20 protein-coding genes are annotated in these 20,062 nt (G+C 73.2%); 5 read left to right on the forward strand and 15 right to left on the reverse strand.

Annotated features, from left to right (window positions below; translation table 11 throughout):
* The first annotated feature begins 41 nt into the window (after nucleotides 1-41).
* Complete coding sequence (locus ABWK99_RS01025; RefSeq protein ID WP_372592826.1) at nucleotides 42-977, forward strand: aminoglycoside phosphotransferase family protein; 936 nt, start codon at nucleotides 42-44, stop codon at nucleotides 975-977.
* Nucleotides 978-995: 18 nt separating this feature from the next.
* On the opposite strand, the gene ABWK99_RS01030 is transcribed toward ABWK99_RS01025, so the two are convergent.
* The 4 genes from ABWK99_RS01030 to ABWK99_RS01045 all read right to left on the reverse strand — a co-directional run bounded on the left by ABWK99_RS01030 (nucleotide 996) and on the right by ABWK99_RS01045 (nucleotide 7,602).
* A complete protein-coding gene (locus tag ABWK99_RS01030; RefSeq protein ID WP_372592827.1) occupies nucleotides 996-1,460 on the reverse strand; it encodes a DUF1801 domain-containing protein in 465 nt (154 codons plus the stop codon).
* Between the two features lie 59 nt (nucleotides 1,461-1,519).
* Nucleotides 1,520-4,270, reverse strand: coding sequence for an aconitate hydratase AcnA (acnA, locus tag ABWK99_RS01035; protein ID WP_372592828.1), 2,751 nt, complete (start codon nucleotides 4,268-4,270; stop codon nucleotides 1,520-1,522).
* Nucleotides 4,271-4,399: 129 nt separating this feature from the next.
* Nucleotides 4,400-5,620 carry a class I SAM-dependent RNA methyltransferase gene (locus tag ABWK99_RS01040; protein WP_372592829.1) on the reverse strand — a complete coding sequence of 407 codons (1,221 nt, stop codon included), beginning with the start codon at nucleotides 5,618-5,620 and terminating at the stop codon, nucleotides 4,400-4,402.
* Nucleotides 5,617-7,602 (reverse strand): APC family permease, encoded by a 1,986-nt coding sequence (locus ABWK99_RS01045; protein WP_372592830.1) that lies wholly within the window; start codon nucleotides 7,600-7,602, stop codon nucleotides 5,617-5,619. Before ABWK99_RS01045 ends, ABWK99_RS01040 begins: the two co-directional genes overlap by 4 nt.
* A gap of 192 nt (nucleotides 7,603-7,794) precedes the next feature.
* On the opposite strand from ABWK99_RS01045, the gene ABWK99_RS01050 reads away from it, so the two are divergent.
* On the forward strand, nucleotides 7,795-8,445 hold the full coding sequence (locus ABWK99_RS01050) for a TrkA family potassium uptake protein (protein WP_372592859.1): 651 nt from the start codon (nucleotides 7,795-7,797) through the stop codon (nucleotides 8,443-8,445).
* Nucleotides 8,445-9,119: a TrkA family potassium uptake protein gene (locus tag ABWK99_RS01055; protein WP_372592831.1), complete on the forward strand. Its 675-nt coding sequence runs from the start codon at nucleotides 8,445-8,447 to the stop codon at nucleotides 9,117-9,119. The genes ABWK99_RS01050 and ABWK99_RS01055 overlap by 1 nt, the downstream gene beginning before the upstream one ends.
* Here the strand turns inward: ABWK99_RS01055 and ABWK99_RS01060 are convergent.
* The 4 genes from ABWK99_RS01060 to dut all read right to left on the reverse strand — a co-directional run bounded on the left by ABWK99_RS01060 (nucleotide 9,046) and on the right by dut (nucleotide 11,442).
* On the reverse strand, nucleotides 9,046-9,789 hold the full coding sequence (locus tag ABWK99_RS01060) for a DUF3159 domain-containing protein (RefSeq protein ID WP_372592832.1): 744 nt from the start codon (nucleotides 9,787-9,789) through the stop codon (nucleotides 9,046-9,048). The two genes, ABWK99_RS01055 and ABWK99_RS01060, sit on opposite strands and share 74 nt — an antisense overlap.
* On the reverse strand, nucleotides 9,782-10,150 hold the full coding sequence (locus ABWK99_RS01065) for an OB-fold nucleic acid binding domain-containing protein (RefSeq protein WP_372592833.1): 369 nt from the start codon (nucleotides 10,148-10,150) through the stop codon (nucleotides 9,782-9,784). Before ABWK99_RS01065 ends, ABWK99_RS01060 begins: the two co-directional genes overlap by 8 nt.
* Nucleotides 10,150-10,869: a DUF3710 domain-containing protein gene (locus tag ABWK99_RS01070; protein WP_372592834.1), complete on the reverse strand. Its 720-nt coding sequence runs from the start codon at nucleotides 10,867-10,869 to the stop codon at nucleotides 10,150-10,152. The genes ABWK99_RS01065 and ABWK99_RS01070 overlap by 1 nt, the downstream gene beginning before the upstream one ends.
* A 66-nt stretch (nucleotides 10,870-10,935) precedes the next feature.
* Nucleotides 10,936-11,442: a dUTP diphosphatase gene (gene dut / locus ABWK99_RS01075; protein ID WP_372592835.1), complete on the reverse strand. Its 507-nt coding sequence runs from the start codon at nucleotides 11,440-11,442 to the stop codon at nucleotides 10,936-10,938.
* Nucleotides 11,443-11,491: 49 nt separating this feature from the next.
* Here dut and ABWK99_RS01080 point away from each other — a divergent pair, with 49 nt between their 5' ends.
* On the forward strand, nucleotides 11,492-11,965 hold the full coding sequence (locus ABWK99_RS01080) for a DUF3093 domain-containing protein (RefSeq protein WP_372592836.1): 474 nt from the start codon (nucleotides 11,492-11,494) through the stop codon (nucleotides 11,963-11,965).
* Here the strand turns inward: ABWK99_RS01080 and ABWK99_RS01085 are convergent.
* Both ABWK99_RS01085 and ABWK99_RS01090 read right to left on the reverse strand, forming a co-directional pair.
* Nucleotides 11,935-12,234, reverse strand: a complete 300-nt coding sequence (locus ABWK99_RS01085; protein WP_208054194.1) for a DUF4193 domain-containing protein — start codon at nucleotides 12,232-12,234, stop codon at nucleotides 11,935-11,937. The genes ABWK99_RS01080 and ABWK99_RS01085 overlap by 31 nt on opposite strands.
* A gap of 287 nt (nucleotides 12,235-12,521) precedes the next feature.
* Nucleotides 12,522-13,340 carry an inositol monophosphatase family protein gene (locus ABWK99_RS01090; protein WP_372592837.1) on the reverse strand — a complete coding sequence of 273 codons (819 nt, stop codon included), beginning with the start codon at nucleotides 13,338-13,340 and terminating at the stop codon, nucleotides 12,522-12,524.
* A gap of 127 nt (nucleotides 13,341-13,467) precedes the next feature.
* Here ABWK99_RS01090 and sepH point away from each other — a divergent pair, with 127 nt between their 5' ends.
* The gene (gene sepH / locus ABWK99_RS01095; RefSeq protein WP_372592838.1) at nucleotides 13,468-14,619 is read left to right on the forward strand and encodes a septation protein SepH; all 1,152 of its coding nucleotides are present in this window, start codon (nucleotides 13,468-13,470) and stop codon (nucleotides 14,617-14,619) included.
* A 42-nt stretch (nucleotides 14,620-14,661) separates the two neighbouring features.
* Here sepH and ABWK99_RS01100 read toward each other — a convergent pair whose 3' ends face one another.
* From ABWK99_RS01100 to ABWK99_RS01120, 5 genes are all read right to left on the reverse strand, one after another.
* Nucleotides 14,662-15,309 (reverse strand): thymidine kinase, encoded by a 648-nt coding sequence (locus ABWK99_RS01100; protein ID WP_372592839.1) that lies wholly within the window; start codon nucleotides 15,307-15,309, stop codon nucleotides 14,662-14,664.
* 9 nt (nucleotides 15,310-15,318) lie between these two features.
* The gene (locus ABWK99_RS01105) at nucleotides 15,319-16,488 is read right to left on the reverse strand and encodes an alkaline phosphatase family protein (RefSeq protein ID WP_372592840.1); all 1,170 of its coding nucleotides are present in this window, start codon (nucleotides 16,486-16,488) and stop codon (nucleotides 15,319-15,321) included.
* Nucleotides 16,485-17,060 (reverse strand): DUF5998 family protein, encoded by a 576-nt coding sequence (locus ABWK99_RS01110; protein WP_372592841.1) that lies wholly within the window; start codon nucleotides 17,058-17,060, stop codon nucleotides 16,485-16,487. The genes ABWK99_RS01105 and ABWK99_RS01110 overlap by 4 nt, the downstream gene beginning before the upstream one ends.
* A 74-nt stretch (nucleotides 17,061-17,134) precedes the next feature.
* The gene (locus tag ABWK99_RS01115; RefSeq protein WP_372592842.1) at nucleotides 17,135-17,278 is read right to left on the reverse strand and encodes a hypothetical protein; all 144 of its coding nucleotides are present in this window, start codon (nucleotides 17,276-17,278) and stop codon (nucleotides 17,135-17,137) included.
* A 24-nt stretch (nucleotides 17,279-17,302) separates the two neighbouring features.
* Nucleotides 17,303-19,927: a GNAT family N-acetyltransferase gene (locus ABWK99_RS01120; protein ID WP_372592843.1), complete on the reverse strand. Its 2,625-nt coding sequence runs from the start codon at nucleotides 19,925-19,927 to the stop codon at nucleotides 17,303-17,305.
* Between the last annotated feature and the right edge of the window lie 135 nt (nucleotides 19,928-20,062).

Here is a 20,062-nt window from a genome sequence, read left to right on the forward strand (position 1 = left end):
CCGCCCGGCCGCGCGGAGACCTCCGGCCCTAGGCTGACCCGGTGGCACCGACGAGGGCGAGAGGCCGACCGCGCCACCCTCTCCACGAGGTCGCCGTCGACGCGGGCCTCGTGGGCAGGCTGCTCGCGGCGCAGCACCCCGACCTGGCAGGTCTCCCCCGCCGGGTGGCCAGCCGCGGCTGGGACAACGTCATGGTCCGCATCGGCACGGTCCTGGCCGCGCGGCTGCCCGCCCGGGCGCAGGCGGTGCCCCTGGCGCGGAACGAGCACCGCTGGCTGCCGGGGCTCGCGGCGCTGCTCCCGGTGCCGGTCCCGGTCCCGGTACGGACGGGCGCGCCCGGCGAGGGCTACGACTGGCCGTGGAGCGTGGTCCCGTGGTTCGAGGGCACTCCTGCCGATGCCGTGCCGGCCGGCGACCGCGACCTGTGGGCAGCGGACCTCGCCGAGGTGCTGGCCGCCCTGCACGTCCCCGCCCCCCGCGAGGCGCCGGCCAACGCCTTCCGCGGCGTGCCGATGACGATGCGGGACGAGGACGTGCGCGCACGGCTCGGCGTGGACGGGCCGGGGGGCCTCGTGCTGCGCCGGGCCTGGGCCGCTGGCGTGGACGCGCCCGCCTGGGCGGGCCCGCCCTTGTGGCTGCACGGTGACCCGCACCCCGCGAATCTGCTCACCTCGCAGGGCCGGCTCACCGCTGTCCTCGACTTCGGCGACCTGACCGCCGGGGACCCCGCGAGCGACCTGGCGACCGCATGGCTGTGCTTCGGGGCCGAGGCCCGAGCCCTCTTCTTCGAGACGTACGCGGCCCGCACCGGGCTGGGGGCTCGGACCCTGGAGGCGCTGCGACGGCGGGCACGGGGCTGGGCAGCCGCCCTGGTCCCGCCGCTGAGCGCGCATCCGGGTGAGCACCCGGGCCTCGCGGCCGTCGCGGCCCATGCCGAGGAGCAGCTGGTGGCCGAGCTCGGGCCCGCGACGTCCTGACCGACGGGCCAGGACCCCTCACCTCCCGCCGGAGCCCCGATCTGCCTGGTGGTAGGTGATCTGGTCCTGGGTCAGCGCCAGGTAGGAGGAGCGCACGATGTCCTCCAGGGCGTCGAGGTCGAGCCCGTCCAGCCGCTTGAGGTACAGGCAGCCCTTGCCCACCGTGTGCGGCCCGAGCCGGTCGAGCGCCTCGGCGTGCCGGTCGACACCGTCCATGAGGTAGATCGTGTGCGCGGCCTTGCGCGGGGAGAACCCTGCGGCCGCCACGTCGCCCTCACGGCCCGTCGGGTAGCGGTAGTGGTACGTGCCGAAGCCGACGATCGACGGCCCCCACATCACCGGTTCCTCGCCGGTGACCCGGCGCATGAGGTCCAGCAGGACGAAGGCCTCCTCGCGGCGGCGCGGATCGGCCACCGCCTCGAGGAAGGCGACCACGTCGTCACCGGTCGGGACGGTCTTGTTCGGTGCACGGCCATCACCCATGACCCGAGTCTGCGGTGTGTCGGGTGACGGCGCCAGCCCTCGCCGGCGCCGTCAGCCCGTCAGCCGACCAGGGAGCGCAGCACGTACTGGAGGATCCCGCCGTTGCGGTAGTAGTCCGCCTCCCCCGGGGTGTCGATCCGGACGACGGCGTCGAAGGCGACGACGCTTCCATCGGCCTTGGTGGCGCGCACCGGGACCGTCCGCGGGGTGACGCCCTCGTTGAGCGCGGTCACCCCGGAGATCTCGAAGGTCTCCGTCCCGTCCAGCCCGAGGGAGCCCGCCGACTGCCCGGCCGGGAACTGCAGGGGGAGGACGCCCATCCCGATGAGGTTCGAGCGGTGGATCCGCTCGAAGCTCTCGGTGATGACGGCACGCACACCCAGCAGGCTGGTTCCCTTGGCGGCCCAGTCACGCGAGGACCCGGAGCCGTACTCCTTCCCCCCGAGGATGACCAGCGGCACCGAGGCGGCGGCGTAGGCCTGGGCGGCGTCGTAGATCGTGGTCTGCTCGCCGGTGAGGTGGTTCACCGTGAACCCGCCCTCGACCCCGGGGACCAGCTGGTTGCGCAGGCGGATGTTCGCGAAGGTCCCGCGGATCATGACCTCGTGGTTGCCGCGGCGCGAGCCGTAGGAGTTGAAGTCCTTGCGGTCCACGCCGTGCTCGGCGAGGTAGGTCCCGGCAGGGCTGTCGCCCTTGATCGCCCCGGCGGGGCTGATGTGGTCGGTCGTCACCGAGTCGCCGAGCAGGGCGAGCACGCGGGCGCCCGAGATGTCGGTCACCGGGGCAGGGGTGGCCGGCATGCCGTCGAAGTACGGGGGCTTGCGCACGTAGGTGGACTGGGGGTCCCAGGAGAAGGTCGAGCCCTCCGGGGTCTCCAGCGCACGCCACCGGTCGTCCCCGGAGAAGACGTCGGCGTAGTCGGCCGTGAACATCGCCCGGTCGATCGTCGCGTCGATGGTCGCCTGCACCTCGGCGGGGGTCGGCCAGATGTCGCGCAGGAAGATCGGGCTGCCGTCCTCTGCCCGGCCGAGCGGGTCGGTCTCGAAGTCGGTGTCCATCGTCCCGGCGAGCGCGTAGGCGATGACCAGCGGCGGCGAGGCGAGGTAGTTCATCTTCACGTCGGGGTTGATCCGGCCCTCGAAGTTGCGGTTGCCCGAGAGCACGGCCGCCACGGCGAGATCGTGCTCGGCGACGGCCGCCGAGATGGCCGGGTCGAGCGGACCGGAGTTGCCGATGCACGTGGCGCAGCCGTAGCCGACCAGGTGGAAGCCGAGCTTCTCCAGGTACGGCCAGAGCCCTGCCTTCTCGTAGTAGTTCGTGACGACCTGGGAGCCGGGCGCCATCGAGGTCTTGACCCACGGCTTGGCGGTCAGGCCCTTCTCCACCGCCTTCCTGGCCAGGAGGGCGGCGGCCATCATCACCGACGGGTTCGAGGTGTTGGTGCACGAGGTGATCGACGCGATCGTCACCGCACCGTGCCGCAGGTCGAAGGTCCGTCCCTGCGCGTCGGTGACGGGCACGCGACGCTCGGCCTGGCTGGAGATCGCCGGGGAGTCGGAGGCCGGGAACGACTCGCGCTCCGCCTCGTCCACGTTGTTCATCTCGGGCGCGTAGGTCGGCAGGTCGCGCATGAACTGCTCCTTGGCGCGCGAGAGCTCGATGCGGTCCTGCGGGCGCTTCGGACCGGCGATCGACGGCACGACCGTCGACAGGTCCAGCTCGAGGTACTCGGAGAAGGCCGGCTCGGCGTACCCGGCGTCGTCGGGGTCGAGCCACATGCCCTGCTCACGGGCGTAGGCCTCGGCGAGCGCGACCTGCTCCTCGCTGCGGCCGGTCAGCCGCAGGTAGTCCATGGTCACCTCGTCGATCGGGAAGATCGCGCAGGTGGAGCCGAACTCCGGGCTCATGTTGCCGATCGTGGCGCGGTTGGCCAGCGGCACCGCCGCCACGCCCTCGCCGTAGAACTCGACGAACTTCCCGACCACCCCGTGACGGCGCAGCATCTCGGTGATCGTCAGCACGACGTCGGTCGCCGTGACCCCTGAGGGGATCGCACCGGTGAGCTTGAAGCCCACCACGCGCGGGATGAGCATCGAGACGGGCTGGCCGAGCATGGCCGCCTCGGCCTCGATCCCGCCGACCCCCCAGCCGAGCACGCCGAGCCCGTTGACCATCGTGGTGTGCGAGTCGGTGCCGACGCAGGTGTCGGGGTAGGCGCGCAGCACCCCGTCGACCTCGCGCGTCATCACGACGCGCGCGAGGTACTCGATGTTGACCTGGTGGACGATCCCGGTGCCCGGCGGGACGACCTTGAAGTCGTCGAAGGCCGTCTGGCCCCACCGCAGGAACTGGTAGCGCTCGCGGTTGCGGGTGTACTCGAGGTCGACGTTGCGCTCGAAGGCGTCGGGGCGGCCGGCGACGTCGATCTGCACCGAGTGGTCGATGACCATCTCGGCGGGGGCGAGCGGATTGATCCGGGCCGGGTGGCCGCCGGGGTCGGCGACGGCCTCGCGCATCGTCGCGAGGTCGACCACGCAGGGCACCCCGGTGAAGTCCTGCATGATCACCCGCGCGGGCGTGAACTGGATCTCGGTGTCCGGCTGGGCGTCCGGGTCCCACGCGGCGATGGCCCGCACGTGGTCAGCGGTGATGTCCGCGCCGTCCTCCGTGCGCAGCAGGTTCTCCGCGAGCACCTTGAGGCTGTACGGCAACCGCGCCGTGCCCTCGACGGCGGCGAGCCGGAAGATCTCGTAGGACCGTCCCCCGACCTCGAGGACTCCCTTGGACCCGAACGTGTCGACGCTGCTCACCGTTGCTCCTTCGGTCTGTCGCTGCACGGTGGGGCGCCACCGTGGGACTCGGCACCAGGCTACCGAGGCCCGGACCAGAAACTATCTTGACATCAAGATACATCACGGGCACGTCCGCGGCGATCCGGCTCAGCCCCGGTCGACCACCGCGACGCACTCGACATGGTGGGTCATCGGGAACAGGTCGAAGGCCCGGAGCCCGCTCAGCGTGTAGCCGTGCCCGGCGAGGTACCCGAGGTCACGGGCGAGCGCCGCCGGGTCGCAGGCGACGTACACGATCCGCTCGGGGGCGAGCGCCGCCACCCCGTCCACGACGGCACGCCCGGCACCGACGCGCGGCGGGTCGAGCACGACGACGTCCGCGTGGGACACCGGCGCCGAGGCGAGCACGGCCTTGACCGGTCCGAGGTGCAGCTCGACCTGGGGGTGCTCGTGCACGTTCCGGCGTGCGTCCCGCACCGCACGGGCGTCCCCCTCGACGGCCACGACCCGCCCGTGCCCGCCGACGACATCGGCGAGCGGGAGCGTGAACAGGCCCGCCCCGGAGTACAGGTCCACCACGGTCCCGCCGGCCCGCTCGCCGACGGCGTCGACGACGGCTCCGGCAAGGGCCGTCGCGGCGGAGCGGTGGACCTGCCAGAAGCCGTCGCCCGCGACCCGCCAGCGGTACTGCCGTCCGGCGACCGTGGCGACCTCGCGTACCGCGCGTCGTGCCGTGGGGCGACGGTCCGGCCCACGGTCGGTCACGGGCAGACCGTCGACCAGGAGGAGCGGACCGTCCCCGCCGACCGGCGCGACGGCGGTCAGCCGGGCGCCAGGCGTCCAGCGCCGAGCCAGCAGGCTCTCGACGTCGAGCTCGGGGACCGCGAGCGGCATGGAGTCGAGCGGCGCGATCTCGTGGCTGCGGAAGCGGTGCATCCCGGCGCGTCCGTCGCGGCCCACCACGAGCTCGACGCGGGTCCGCCAGCCGAGGCCGTCCGTCTCGCCGGGTGCCGCCTCGACGGGGACCTCACGGTCCAGGTGGGCGAGCCGGCTCAGCTGCTCGGCCACCACGGCTGCCTTCCACCGTCGCTGGCCCTCGAGGCTCACGTGCGAGAGCTCACCGCCACCCACGCCACCGGGACCAGCGGCGGGCCATGCGGGGACGACGCGGTCGGCGGAGGACTGCAGGACCTCGACGGCGTCCGCACGCCAGAACGACGCGCCCTCGGCCGCCTCCGTGAGCACGGCGCGCACCGTCTCCCCCGGCAGCGCGTGCCGGACGAAGACGACGCGACCCTCGTGGCGGGCCACGCAGTGCCCCCCGTGCGCGACCGGCCCGACCTCGAGGGTGATCCGCTCCGGGCTCACGCGACCGGCCCCGTCGCCTGCGGCTCCTCGGCGCCGGACGACTCCAGCTGCCACGGGACGGAGGCCACGACCACCCCGGGGGTGAACAGCAGCCGGCTCTTGAGCCGCAGCGCGCTCTGGTTGTGCAGGATCTGCTCCCACCAGTGCCCCACGACGTACTCGGGGATGTACACCACGACGAGCTCGCGCGGGCTCTCCCGCCGCACCGAGCGCACGTACCCGACGATCGGCCGGGTGATCTCCCGGAACGGTGAGTCCAGGACCTTGAGGTCGACCGGGATCCCGAGGGCCTCCCACTGGGCGCGCAGCTCGACGACGTCCTCCGGGTCCACCGCGACGGTGACCGCCTCGAGGACGGACGGCCGCGAGGCCCTGGCGTAGGCCAGCGCCCGCATCGCCGGCTTGTGCAGCTTGGACAGCAGCACGATCGCGTGCACGCGGCTCGGCAGAGCCTTGGCGGAGGCCGGGTCGTCGCCGAGGGCGAGCTCGTGCCGCACGGAGTCGTAGTGCTTGCGGATCGCCAGCATGAGCGCGAAGACGACGGACATCGCCACGATCGCGATCCAGGCGCCCCTGGTGAACTTCGTCAGCAGCACCACGATCAGCACGGTGCCGGTCAGGCCGAAGCCGATGGCGTTGATGAGTCGCGAGCGGATCATCCGCGAGCGCACCGCGGCATCGGGCTCGACGCGCAGCAGGCGGTTCCAGTGCCGCACCATGCCGAGCTGGCTCAAGGTGAACGAGACGAACACGCCGACGATGTAGAGCTGGATGAGGCGGGTGACCTGGGCGTCGAAGGCGACGATGAGGACGAGGGCGCCCATCGCGAGGGCGACGATGCCGTTGGAGTAGGCGAGCCGGTCGCCGCGCGTGTGCAGCTGGCGCGGCAGGTACCCGTCCCTCGCGAGGATCGAGCCGAGCACGGGGAAGCCGTTGAACGCCGTGTTCGCGGCGAGCACGAGGATCAGACCCGTGACCACCGAGACGAGCACGACGGCGATCGGGAAGTCGTGGAAGACGGACTGCGCGAGCTGGCCGAGGACAGGGTGCTGGACGTAGTCCTCCGGGACCAGGGAGCCGTCCTTCATGAGGCTCTCCGACGGGAACTCGACGTAGCGCACGTCGGCCGCACCCGCGAGGAGCAGGATCGACATCATGAAGGTGATCGAGAGACCACCGAGCAGGGCGAGCGTCGTCGCGGCGTTGCGGCTCTTGGGCTTGCGGAAGGCCGGGACGCCGTTGCTGATCGCCTCGACGCCGGTCAGCGCCGCGCAGCCGGAGGCGAAGGCACGCAGGACGAGGAAGCCGCCGGCGAGGCCCATCAGGCCCTGGTCGAACGAGGACTGCGGGACGATCTCCAACCCGGCGCTCTCCGCCGGCTGCAGGGACCCGGTGGCCCACTGGATGAACCCGAAGACGGCGGTCGCCCCGACGGCGAGCATGAACAGGTAGGTGGGGATCGCGAACAAGGTCCCCGACTCCTTGACCCCACGCAGGTTGAGCAGCATGAGGAGCACCACGACCGCCACCGCGAACTGGACCTCGTGCCCGCGGAGGAACGGGACGGCCACGGCGGCGTACTGCGCGCCGGAGGAGATCGACACGGCGACGGTCAGCACGTAGTCGACGAGCAGCGCGCTGGCCACCGAGACGCCCGCCTTGGGCCCGAGGTTCTTCGTGGCCACCTCGTAGTCGCCGCCCCCGGAGGGATAGGCGTGCACGTTCTGGCGGTAGGAGGCCACGACGACCACGAGGACCGCGACGACGGCGAGGCCGACCCACGGGGAGATCGCCGTCGCGGCGAAGCCGGCGAGCGCCAGCGTCAGCAGGATCTCGTCCGGCGCATAGGCGACCGACGAGAGTGCATCCGAGGCGAACACCGGGAGGGCGATGCGCTTGGGGAGGAGGGTGTGGCCCAGTCGATCGCTGCGGACCGGACGGCCCACGAGCAGACGTTTGGCCGCATCTGCGATGTCCGACACGCGGGCCATGCTAGGCCCGTCGGCCCCGCAGACCTACCGGACCGACCGACCTCGGTCTCCACGGGTCCTCGAACACGCCTCCACGTCGCCCGTGAAGGACCGCGTGCCGGCCCTGGCGCGGGGTCCGCACGGGCTGGGTGCAGACCCGGAGGCCGGGACGGTATACCGTCAGCGGTCGTGCACTTCGTCATCATGGGTTGCGGCCGGGTCGGCGCCACGCTCGCTCAGTCCTTGGAGCATCGTGGCCACTCCGTCGCCGTCATCGACCAGAACGCCGACGCCTTCCGGCGGCTCGATGCCGATTTCTCCGGCAAGCGCGTGACCGGGCTGGGATTCGACCGCGAGACGCTCGCCCAGGCCGGCGTCGAGGACGCCTTCGCCTTCGCCGCGGTCTCCGACGGCGACAACTCGAACATCCTGGCCGCGCGGGTGGTCCGCGAGACCTATGGCGTGACGAACGTCGTCGCCCGGATCTACGACCCGCACCGGGCCGAGATCTACCAACGACTCGGCATCCCGACCGTCGCGACCGTGCGGTGGACGGCCGACCAGGTGCTGCGCCGGATGCTCCCGATGGGCGCGACCGACGAGTACCGCGACGCCTCCGGCCAGATCGTCATGGCGCAGGTCGACGTGCACCCCGCCTGGATCGGCCGCCCGCTGGCCGGCCTCGAGGCCGCGACCGGCGCGCGGGTCGCCTACCTCACGCGCTACGGGGACGGGGTGCTCCCCGCCCCGGACACCGTCCTGCAGGAGAACGACGCCGTGCACCTGCTGCTCCACGCGACCGAGCTCGCCAAGGTCGAGCGCATCGCGACCCACATCCCCCCGGAGGCTGACTGATGCGCGTCGTCATCGCAGGAGCCGGGTCCGTCGGCCGCTCCATCGCCAACGAGCTGCTGGGCAACGACCACGAGGTCACCCTGATCGACCGTCAGCCCTCGGCGATGCGCGTGGCCTCGGTCGCCGAGGCCGAGTGGCTGCTCGCCGACGCCTGCGAGCTCTCCACGCTCAGCCAGGCCAAGGTCGACGAGTGCGACGTGATCGTCGCGGCGACCGGCGACGACAAGGTGAACCTCGTCGTGTCCCTGCTCGCCAAGACGGAGTTCGGCGTGCCCCGCACCGTCGCCCGGGTGAACAACCCGCGCAACGAGTGGATGTTCGACGAGGCCTGGGGCGTCGACGTCGCCGTGTCGACCCCGCGGATCATGACGGCGATGGTCGAGGAGGCCGTGACCGTCGGTGACCTCGTGAAGATCTTCACGTTCCACCAGTCCGGCGCCGACATCCTCGAGGTCACCCTCCCCGCCGACGCCCCCCTCGTCGGCACGCGCGTCGGCGAGGTCGTCTGGCCGCCCGACACGGTGCTCGCGGCCATCGTCCGCGACACCAGCCCGATCGCCCCGTCGGCCGACGACACCCTGGAAGCCGGCGACGAGCTGCTCATCGTCGCGGGTCGGGATGCCGATCCGGACGATCTGCACGAGCTCCTGGTGAGGCCACGAGCAGCCACGTGAGCCACAGCACGACGGCGAACAGCGGCACGCCCATGGCGAGCTTGGCCACGCCGAGCGCGCCCACCGCGCCGGCGAGGTAGAGCGGGACCTGCACCACCAGGCGCAGCGCGAAGAGGCCGGCCCAGAGCCAGGTCGCCCAGACGTAGCGCCTGCGCAGGTGGTCCAGCTCCGGGTCGGTGCGCCAGGTCATCGTCGTGTCGAGCGCGAGCAGGCTGACGAGCACGCCGACCACGGGCCAGCGCACCATGACCGAGAGGGCCGTGCCGGCGCCGTAGGCGACGTTGACGAGGATCCCCCAGAGGAAGAAGTCCTCGGCCTCTCCCGTGCGCCACGCCCACACCACAGCGATGGCCACCCCGAGCAGTCCGGAGAAGGCCTGGGTCACCGGCGTGCGCTGCACGAGCCGCAGGAGCACGGCGATCAGGGCGACAGCCGAGGCGGCGATCAGCGCGAAGCGCAGCTCGAAGGTGAGCAGGTAGACCACGACGAAGACGAGCCCGGGGGCCACCGACTCCACGACGCCGCGCACGCCGCCGACGGCCTCGGCGAAGGAGAAGTCGTCACCGAGCAGGGCACGCATGCCACGACCGGCCGTGCCGCCGACCGACGCCTCGGTCGCCGCACCCTCGGGGTCCGGCCCCTCCTGCGGCGACCCGTCCGCCTCACTCACCGGGTCGGGGACTGAGCTCGTACCGCGGGTTGAAGATCGTCTTGCGCCCGTCCTTCTCGTAGACGAGTCCGCTGAACCGACCACGGCGGCCCGGTTCGATCCCGGAGATCGCCCGTCGGCCCAACCAGACGAGCGTCATGCTCCCGCTGCCGTCGTAGAGCTCGGCCTCGAGCGCCTGGACCCGCTCCTTCGGCCGCAGGGTCACGCTGCGCAGCACGCCGTAGACCTCCCCGCGGTGCCGTGGGGTGAGGTCAGCGACGGCGCAGCAGTGGTGGCTGGCGGTCTCCCGCCGCTCCTCGTCGGCCTCCAGCTCGGCGCGCGAGGCGAAGGCGTCGCGCAGCACGGTCGCCAGACGTCCCATCAGTGCACCTCGGTGATCTCAGGACCCCGCTTGAGGGGGTCGAAGCCCGGGGCGGCCGGTGGGCTCGCCGGGAGGTTGGCCCTCAAGGGCCCGCCGGCCTGCGGGAGGGTCAGGGCGATCAGCTCGCGCGGGACCCTTGCGTCGGTCCCCCGCAGCACGACGACGTCGGCGAAGAGGCCCTCGAGCACGGTGGCGTCCTGGGGGTCGACCGCCGCGCGTCCGGTGAGCACCCCGCGCAGGAACCACCGCGGGCCGTCGTAGCCGATGAACCGCGCCGGGCGGTGGCTCGTCCTGCCGTCGGGCGTGCGGACCGGGAGCCGCGCGAGCAGCTCACGACCGAAAGGCCCGGGAAGGTCGTCGACCGAACCACCCTGCTGGGTGACCGACTCGGCGATCTCGGTGCGGATGCCGTCCCAGACGCCCTCGACCCGGGGCGCGGCGAAGACCTGCATCTGCAGGCTCGACCCGTCGATGGTCAGGTGGACGGCCGTGACGAGGTTGGAGGTCTTGTCGACCTCCATCCGCAGCTCCATGCCCTCGCGTCCCGGCACCCACAGCGCACCGAGGTCGACCCTCGGCCCGCGCTCGGGCACCTCGGAGACGTCCCAGGGACCCCGCTCCCGTGCCTGCTCCGCGCCGACCTGCTCGCCTTCGCGCGCCTCAGGGGTGTCGGGGTCGTCGGTCTGGTTGGACGGTGTGCTCCGTCGGAACAGTCCCACGGCTTGATCCTTCCCGATACGCGATCTCACTGACAGTATCCATCCGTGTGTGCCCGAGCGCCGCGCTCAGCCCGGTCGGCCGGCAGCGGTCCAGCCGCCGCTCGACCCGAATCCCCCGTCACCACGGTGCGAGCCCGGGAGCCGCTCGGCCAGGACGAAGCGAGCGTGCTCGACCCGCTGCACCACCAGCTGGGCGATCCGATCGCCCCGTCGCAGCTCGACGGCCGCCGAGGGGTCCGTGTTGAGCAGGGTGACCTCGATCTCGCCGCGGTACCCGGCGTCGACGGTTCCCGGGGCGTTGAGCACGGTCAGCCCGTGGCGTCGCGCCAGCCCGGAGCGCGGGAGGACGAACGCGGCGTAGCCGGCGGGAAGGGCGATCCGCAGACCGGTGGGAACCGTCACCCGGGCGCCCGGCGGAACCTGAACGTCGACCCGGGTGACCAGATCCGCTCCCGCATCGCCCGGATGCGCGTAGCCGGGTGCGGGGAGGTCCGGCTCGACGAGGGTGAGGAGGACCTCGACGTCGTCCGAGCCCGTGCGGGCGTGGCCCGATCCGGGCGCTGGCGTGTCCACGGGCGACGACTCTAGTGCCCCGCGCGACCGATGCTGGGATGCTGTCACCGTGGAACAGCCCGTCACCTTCTCCGAACGACTCTGGCCCGGCCCGCTCGGGTGGGCATCGGTCGTCACCTTCGCTGCCGTGCTCGCGGTGGCGATGGCCCCCGTCAGGACCTGGCTCGCCGTCGCCGTGGGCATCGGCGCCCTGACCGTCGGGGTGATCGGCGCGGTGGGCGTGGCGGCGCGCGTCCAGGTGGCCGACGGCGTGCTCAGTGCCGGACGGGCACGGATCCCGGTCCGGTTGCTCGGCGTGGGCACGGCGCTCGACCGGGACGGCGTCCGTCGGGCCGTGGGCCCCGGCTCCGATGCCAGGGACTACGTCCTGCTCCGGTCGTGGCTGCGGGGTGCCGTGAGCATCCCCGTCGTCGACCCGGAGGACCCCACTCCCCGGTGGATCGTCTCCACCCGGCGACCTGAGGCCCTCCTGGCCGCTCTCGCGGCCGAACGTCAGGCAGCGCACTCCGAGCAGATCGGCTGACCGTTCTTCTCACCGGCGAGCTGACTGCGGTGATGGACGAGGAAGCAGCTGGCGCAGGTGAACTCGTCGGCCTGGCGCGGGAGCACGCGGACGGACAGCTCCTCGCCGGACAGGTCGGCGCCAGGGAGCTCGAATCCCTCGGCGGCTTCGGTCTCGTCCTCGTCGACCACCCCGGAGTTCTTGTCGGCCCGCCGGGCCTGGAGCTCCTGGAGCGAGTCCTCGGAGAGGTCTTCCTCGGTCTTGCGAGGTGCGTCGTAATCGGTGGCCATCAGCCTTGTTCACACTCCGTGTCGTCGCGTCCCGTTCCCGCCGATCATGGCGGTCTCCGGGGCCCAGGTCCGCTGGGTACCTGCTCAATGCCCTGCGGCCGGGTGATGTTCCCGATCCGGCGCGGCGTGGGGATTGTGCCCTATCGCGGGCCACATTGCACGCGCAACCGCTCGGCGGTGGACGACGATCCTCGCGGCGACCTCGGCGGTCGCCGCGAGGGCCCGTACCGGGACCGGTCCCGGTACGGGACGAGCGGTCAGCCGGCGTCCCGTGACCGGACGAACGGTCAGCCGGCGTCCCGGTCCGCGTCCCGCGCTGCCAGGAACTCGGCGAGCTCACGGGTGGCGGTGCGCGGCCCGGCCACCGTCATCGACAGGCCGGGACCCTCGCCACGCAGGCCGATCACCTCGGCACCGGCCTCCGAGGCGACGAGCATCCCTGCCGCCATGTCCCAGGGGTTCAGCCCCCGCTCGTAGTACACGTCGAGCCCGCCGGACCCCACGGTGCACAGGTCCATCGCCGCCGAGCCCATCCGCCGGATGTCCCGCACCCGCGGGAGCAGGGCGGCGACGATCTCCGCCTGGTGGCGACGGCGGTCCGCCGTGTAGCCGAAGCCCGTGCCGAGCAGGGCACCGTCCAGGCCCCGGTCCTCACGCCTCTCCAGCCGGCGACCGTCGAGGAAGGCCCCGTGCCCCTGCCCGGCCGTCCAGGTCCTGCCGTCCACCACGGCGTGGACGCACCCGGCCAGGACCGTCCAGCTCGCGGGGTCGAGCCCGCCGGTGACCGCTGCGACGCTCACCGCGTAGGCGGGGATCCCGTACAGGTAGTTGACGGTCCCGTCGATCGGGTCGAGGACCCACGTCACTCCGCTCGTACCCGGCTCATGACCGTGCTCCTCGCCGAGGATGCCGTCCAGCGGCCGCGCCTGGGCGATCCGTCGCCGCAACAGGTCCTCCGCCGCCATGTCCATCGCCGTGACGACGTCGGCCGCGCTGGACTTGGTCGCGGCGACGGCGACGGTCTCCGGACGGGTGCGGACGAGGTCTCCGGCCTCCCGGGCCAGCTGTTCGGCGAGAAGGACCAGGGCCGGGACATCGGTGTGCATGACGCCTATCCTGCCGGAGTCGGGGCGGTCGGCGCTCACGGCGTGGTCGCCACGCGGCACACCGGGCGAGATCCCCGGCAGGAGCACCCGCAGGTGGCACTCTCAGAAGGGCCGGAAGGAGGAGCCGATGGGCGAGCTGACGCTGGTGGGACTGCACGACGACGGTGAGCACGTCGTCCTCGAGGGGCCGGACGGCCAACGCTTCCGGCTCCCGATCGACGAGCCGCTGCGCGCCGCGGTACGACGCGACCGTCCGGGCATGGAGCAGGCCCGCGCCGGCGAGCGCAACGCGCTGCCGCCACGGGAGATCCAGGCGCGGATCCGCGCCGGCGCGACCGCCGAGGAGGTCGCGGAGCACTCGGGGGTCCCGGTCGAGGCGGTCCGCCGCTACGAGGGCCCCGTCCTCGCCGAACGTGAGTGGGTCGCGACGCAGGCCCGTGCGACGCGGATCGGGCACGACGTCGGCGCTCCCACCCTCGGGGACCTCGCCGCCGACCGCCTCGCGACCCGCGGGGTCGTGCAGGACTCGATCCGCTGGGACTCCGCCCGGGACGGTGCCGGCCCCTGGATGATCGAGCTGTCCTTCGAGATCTCCGAGGCGCGCAGATCGGCGCGCTGGACCTTCGACGCGAGCGCCCGCACCCTGCGCGCCCTGGACGACGAGGCCAGGTGGCTCTCGGAGACCGAGCTCGCCGACGAGCCGATCCCCCGCCGCCACCTGACCGCCGTGCGCTCCTCGGTCTTCGACGTCGAGGTGGACGAGGCCCTTCGCCCGCTGCTCAGCGCCGTCGATGCACGCCCCGCCGCGTACACGCCGCCTGCCACCGCCGAGGAGTCGGTCCCCGAGCCGACCCCGGAGGAGGCGACGGCCGACCTCCTCGCCGAGCTCCACGAGCGCCGTGGCGTGCGTCAGCCCCTCGAGGACCTGGACGAGGACGACGAGGCGTTCGAGGGATTCGGCCCGCAGCACGCCTTCGACTTCGACCACCCCGGGCTGACGCAGCCCGTCCCCGGAGCGCACCCTCCCGAGTCGCACCCCGAGCTCGCGACGGACGCGACGGTCCTGGAGATGCCCCGCCGCAGCAGGCCGAAGGACGAGACGAGCGCACGCGCACGCGACGAGTCCTCGCAGGAGGAGACCGGCACGACCGCTGAGCCCGCGGGCCCGACGGCGCCGACCGGTGCGAGCGCCGAGGCGACCCCGCGCCCACGGGGGAAGCGTGGCCGGGCCAGCGTGCCGACCTGGGACGAGATCGTCTTCGGCGCGAAGCCCGAGTAGGGCCCTCGCGACGCGGGTCGGCCCCGGACGCGGTCGACCCGGTCAGCGGACGTCGAACTCCAGCGTGTCCGGGGCCGTCGCGGTCGCCCGCGCCACGGCCACCGTCATCCGCCGCATGTGGTGCCGGCGGCACAGCACCTCGTAGCCCACGGCAACCGCCTGACCGGTGTCGCCGACGACGACCTGGTCGCCCTCGACGACCATGTGCCCGCCGACCGTGCGTGCGTTGTGCGTGGCCCGCGCCCCGCACCAGCACAACGCCTGGACCTGAAGGACCTCGACCCGGTCGGCGAGCTCGACGAGCCTTGCCGAGCCCGGGAAGAGCCTGGTCCGGAAGTCCGCCGTGATGCCGAAGGCGTAGACGTCGACACCCAGCTCGTCGACGAGCTGGGCGAGCTGCTCGACCTGCTCCGGGCTGTAGAACTGGGCCTCGTCGCACACGAGGTAGTCGACCCGCTCGCCGTGGGTGCGCCGACGCACGACCTCGTCCCAGAAGTTCGTCGAGTCGCCGACCTCCACCGCGGGGCGACGCAGGCCGAGCCGCGAGGAGAGCACCTCGGAGCCGGCCCGGTCCTGGCGGGTGAAGAGGATGCCGCCGCGGCCCCTGGCCGCATGGTTGTGGTCCAGCTGCAGCGCGAGGGTGGACTTGCCGCAGTCCATCGTCCCGCTGAAGAACACGAGCTCGGCCATGCTGACCTCCTAGGCGACCACGACGAGGGGGATGCGCATCTCCCCCGCCGTGAGGGATCCGTGCATCCCGCGCAGCAGGAGCGAGTGCGGGGTCTGCGTGCGGGAGTCGACGACACCGCTGGTGCCGAGCGCGGCGACCACCAGGTCCCCGATGATCGGCAGGACCGACGGGGAGACCGGCCCGAACCACCCCGCGGCGACGGCCTCCGCGCGCTCGACCACCCGGGCGTGGCCGGCAAGGCTCTCCCGCCAGCGATCACGGACGGCGACCGGGTCGGCAGAGGGCTCCAGGTGCACGTGCGTCGCCCGGGGCTCCCCCGACACGAGCGCCACGCCGTCGCGCAGCGCCGGGGTCGTGGCCACGTCGACGAGCCGGTCGGCGTCGACGTCGACCATGCCGTGGTCCGCCGTGACGAGCAGCAGGGTGCCCGCAGGGACGCGCCTGGCCAGCCGGGCGAGCTCCCGGTCGGTCTCGCTGAGCGCATCGCCCCAGGCGGCGGACCGCCAGCCCTCCTGGTGGCCGGCCTTGTCGACGTCCCCCCAGTACAGGTACACGACACCCGGCCGTGCGAGCTCGCGGACGGCGACGTCGACCCGCTCGGCGAGCGTCTCGGCGCCGCGGTACCGCGCACCGCGCAGGGCAGCGAGGGTGAGCCCGGAGCCCGCGAAACCGGCGGGGCCGACGGACGTGACCGAGGTCCCGGCTGCTGCGAGGAGCTCGAACCAGGTGGGCTCGGGCTGCCAGGCCGCGGGGTCGCCTGCGCCGGTCCACGAGACGAGGTTGGCGAGCTCGCCGGTCGCCGGGTTGCGCACCGTGTATCCCGCCAGGCCCGTGCGGCCGGCGCCGCAGCCGGTGCCGAACAGCCCCATCGAGGCGGCAGTGGTCGACGGGTAGCCGACGGTCAGGCTGCGCGCGTTCCCGAGCTGCCCCCGCAGGAACGCGGCGTGGCCGCGCCGCTCGGCGAGCAGCTCCTCACCGAGACCGTCGACGAGGACGACGCAGACACGGTCGGCAGCGGGCAGCCCGAGCAGCGCACGCGCCTCGGCGGCACGGGCGGCCCGCTCCGGGTCGAGCACCGCCCCGACGGCTCCCGCGACGGCGGGCAGCACGGAGTCCAGGCACAGACCGCCGTAGTCCGGCAGGACGAGGTCCGCCAGGGCGTCGTCCACGTCGCTCACGCCAGTCGGGCCGTGGCCATGGACAGGGCCCGGGCGAAGCCGAGCGCGGCCTGGACGGCGACGCCGCCCTCCGCCTGGGCGGAGACCCGGACCACGACGTCGTCCGGCGAGATCGTCCCGGTGAGCCCGTGGTCCGCCTCGCACTGCGGGTCCCCGCATGTGGCCGGCTCCAGGTCGACCCTGCGCACCGCGCCCCAGCCGAGAGCAAGGGTCAGCTCCGTCGGCGGGGTGCCGGGGACGTGCTGCTCGGGACCTGCCACCACATGCGTCAGCGCGACCGTGTGCAGGTGCCGGAGCGGCACCGACTCCGTGGTCGCCGACGCGCTGGAGGACGGGTTCTGCGCATCGGGTGCGTGGTCGTCGACATGGGCCAGGACCAGGCGGCTCGGGGTGAGCACCAGCACGGTCACGTGCCGGCGCACCTCGTTCTCGTCGAAGGTCGTCTCCGGGTGCACCAGATGCCCCAGGACGTCCTCCCCGGCCAGGGCGACGTCGAGGACGTCTCCGACCAGCTCGGGGTAGTACCCGGCCAGGTGGAGGCTGCGGTTGAGGTCGGTGGACGGCGAAGGCACCAGGACATCCTCCCACCGATGGCCCGCCCGGTTGCCCCCTGCACCGGCCGAGTCCGTCGACCGGCGCTCCGCAGCTACTGCGGGAGCACCCGCCGGGGCGAGTCCACGCGCCCTGCCCTGGCGAGCAGCACCCGCGCCCCGAGCACGGCAGCACCCTGCTCGGCCACGACCACGGGCTGCAGCTCGAGGCTGCGCAGCTCCGGCAGGTCGTCCGCCATGACGACGACGCGACCCAGCAGGTCCTACAGCGCCGCGACGTCGAGCGCCGGCATCCCGCGGTACCCGAAGAGGCGCGGTGCCGCACGGACGGCCCGGATCATCTCCGCCACGTCCACGTCGGCCAGCGGTGCGACGCCGTAGCTGACGTCGCCCAGCAGGTCCACGGCGTCCCCGGCCAGCCCGAACGAGACGACGGGACCGAAGCGCGGGTCCTCCCGTGAGCGGATCACGCACGAGGCACCGGTGGGCGCCATCCGCTGGATCTCCCACGGCCCGGGCTCGCCCTGGTGGACCCGCATCGTCTCCACGGCCTCCCGCAGCATCTCCGGTCCGGCGAGGTCGAGACGGACACCACCGAGGTCGGTCCGGTGCCGCAGGCGCGACACGCCGCTCTTGAGGACGACGGGCCAGCCGATCTCCTGCGCGACGGCGACGGCCTCGTCGGCGTCGTGGACGAGCCGAACCGGCAGGACCGGGATGCCGTAGCAGGCGAGGAGCTCCGCCGTGGCCTCGGGCGTCAGCCTCAGCGGGGTGGGGTCAGGTCCCGCGTCGCCCCGGTAGGGGTCGACCTCCGGTTGGACGTCCACGACGGCGGTGTCCACGCGCGGCCCGCGAGGGTCCTCGAGGACCTCCTCGACGATGCGACGAGCGGCCCGACGGTCGAGGCCGGAGGGTGCCAGCGGTCGCCCTCGGTCGGCCGAGCGCCAGACGCTGTACCGGGTGGCGGCCGCGAGGGCGAGCACGGCGTCCTCCGGGGTGGCGAACGCGGGGACGGTTCTCGGCGTGCCGCCCTCGTCCGGAGCGGTCAGCTCGGGGGTGACGCCGCTCAGGCCGAGGATGCAGGCGATCGTCGTCCGGCCGGCGGAGGCCGCGGCCCTGGCGATGGCGGCGGCGACCCGCGGGTCGGGCTCACCGACGGTCGGCACGTGCATCACCACGACCGCATCACAGCCCGGATCCGCGTACACCTCGCTCAGCTGCTCGTCGAGGCGCTCCAGGTCGAGGTCGCTCGTCCCGCCGGCGGGCAGGATGGCGCGTTGCTCGCCGACCGTGAGGCCCGCGGAGATGCTCGCCTCGGCGGCAAGGGCCGCCAACGGTGCGGAGTCCGCGAGGACGGCGACCCGTCGACCGGCGGGAAGCGGCTGGTGGACGAGCAGCTGGGCGACGTCGAGGAGCTGGTGCTGGCTCTCCACCCGGATCACCCCGGACTGACGCAGCATCTCGTCGAGGGCACGCCGCGGGACCCGGGTCCGGCGGATCACGTGACCCGCCGGCACGACATGTCCCGAGCGCCCTGCGGTCACCACGACGACGGGCTTCGCGACCGCGAGCCGCCGCGCGACCCGGGCGAACTTGCGGGGGTTCCCGATCGACTCCAGGTACAGGCCGATCACCCGGGTGTGCTCGTCCTGGTTCCAGAACTGCATGGCGTCGTTTCCCGAGACGTCGGCCCGGTTGCCCGACGACATGAACGTCGACAGGCCGAGCCCCCGGCGGCGGGCGGAGGACAGCAGCCCGACGGCGAGGGGCGCCGACTGGCAGAACAGCGCGAGCGGACCCGGAGCAGGCATGTGCTCGGCGAGCGAGGCGTTCAGGGCAGGGGCTCCGTCGAAGGCCTGCCGCAGCGCCCCGAAGGAGGACGGACCGAGCACGCGCATCCCGACCGCGTGCGCGCTGCGCAGCAGCTCCCGCTGCCGTTCGAGCCCGGCCTGGCCGAACTCGGCGAACCCTCCCGAGAGCACCACGACGGCACGCGGACGCAGGCGGGCGCACCGGCGGACGGCGTCGGAGACCTCGGGTGCCGGGAGGTCGATGACCAGCAGGTCGACCGGGCCGGGGACCTGCGCCGGGCTCGACCAGCGCTGGACCGAGGGGTCGACGTCCTCGTCGACCAGGCCGACCAGGTGCACCTGCGGATGGTCAGCACCCGCCGCCACGAGGTGGCGAAGGACCGTCCGGGCGAGCGACGGCTCGGTGTGCGCGGCGCCACCGGTCACCAGGAGGATGGAGCGCGGGGTGAGCAGCCCGTGGACGCTGAGGGCCTCGGCGCGCTGCTCGCGGTCCGCTCGCACCGCGAGGGAGCGTTCGGTGGGGTCGATGTCGAACGAGACGGACATGATCCCGTCGTCCAGGTACTGGTCGACGACGTAGCCGGCGTCCCGGAAGACCCCGAGCATGCGGGTGTTGTGCGGGAGGACCTCCGCCGTGAAGTGCCGGATCCCCCGCTCCCGTGCCGCCGCCGTCAGGTGCTCCAGGAGGACGGAGCCCAGTCCGCGGCCGTGATGGTCGTCGGCGACGTTGAAGGCGATCTCGGCCTCGTCGCTCGGTTCGCCGTCGCGCGGGCTGTCCCGGTCGTAGCGGGCGACGGCGATGATCCGTTCGCCGTGCTCGTCGGTCGCCACGGCGATGAGGCCGACCCGGTCGTCGTGGTCGACGGTCGTGAAGCGGGCGAGGTCCTTGGCCGGCAGCCGCTCGAGGGGGGCGAAGAAGCGGAAGACCGTCGACTGCCGCGACTGGCCGAGGTGGAACCGCTGGAGGGCGTCGGCGTCCTGCGGGCGGATCGGCCGCACATGCGCCGTCCCCCCGTCCCGGAGCACGACGTCGGCCTCCCAGTGCGTCGGGTAGCCGGGGCCGGCGTCGGTGCTCACGGACCAAGGCTAGCCACCGCGCCTGCACCGTGACGGGGACCAGGCCCGCGGGCCGGGTGCACCGCGCGAGGGGCATCCGCCAGGGGGCGCCGGGCGCGTCGTCCACCCCACCGCGTCGCGGGGCGCGACAATGGT

This window comes from Actinotalea sp., from assembly GCF_041597215.1.
In the GTDB taxonomy this organism is placed as follows: domain Bacteria; phylum Actinomycetota; class Actinomycetes; order Actinomycetales; family Cellulomonadaceae; genus Actinotalea.

What these genes read in the sequence shown, in the direction of transcription:
- ABWK99_RS01050 (WP_372592859.1), top strand. Translation starts at nt 7,795, where the DNA reads ATGGGTTGCGGCCGGGTCGGCGCCACGCTCGCTCAGTCCTTGGAGCAT.
- ABWK99_RS01065 (WP_372592833.1), bottom strand. Translation starts at nt 10,150, where the DNA reads ATGGGACGTCTGGCGACCGTGCTGCGCGACGCCTTCGCCTCGCGCGCC.
- ABWK99_RS01055 (WP_372592831.1), top strand. Translation starts at nt 8,445, where the DNA reads ATGCGCGTCGTCATCGCAGGAGCCGGGTCCGTCGGCCGCTCCATCGCC.
- ABWK99_RS01030 (WP_372592827.1), bottom strand. Translation starts at nt 1,460, where the DNA reads ATGGGTGATGGCCGTGCACCGAACAAGACCGTCCCGACCGGTGACGAC.
- ABWK99_RS01115 (WP_372592842.1), bottom strand. Translation starts at nt 17,278, where the DNA reads ATGGCGGACGACCTGCCGGAGCTGCGCAGCCTCGAGCTGCAGCCCGTG.
- ABWK99_RS01090 (WP_372592837.1), bottom strand. Translation starts at nt 13,340, where the DNA reads ATGCACACCGATGTCCCGGCCCTGGTCCTTCTCGCCGAACAGCTGGCC.
- sepH (WP_372592838.1), top strand. Translation starts at nt 13,468, where the DNA reads ATGGGCGAGCTGACGCTGGTGGGACTGCACGACGACGGTGAGCACGTC.
- ABWK99_RS01085 (WP_208054194.1), bottom strand. Translation starts at nt 12,234, where the DNA reads ATGGCCACCGATTACGACGCACCTCGCAAGACCGAGGAAGACCTCTCC.
- ABWK99_RS01100 (WP_372592839.1), bottom strand. Translation starts at nt 15,309, where the DNA reads ATGGCCGAGCTCGTGTTCTTCAGCGGGACGATGGACTGCGGCAAGTCC.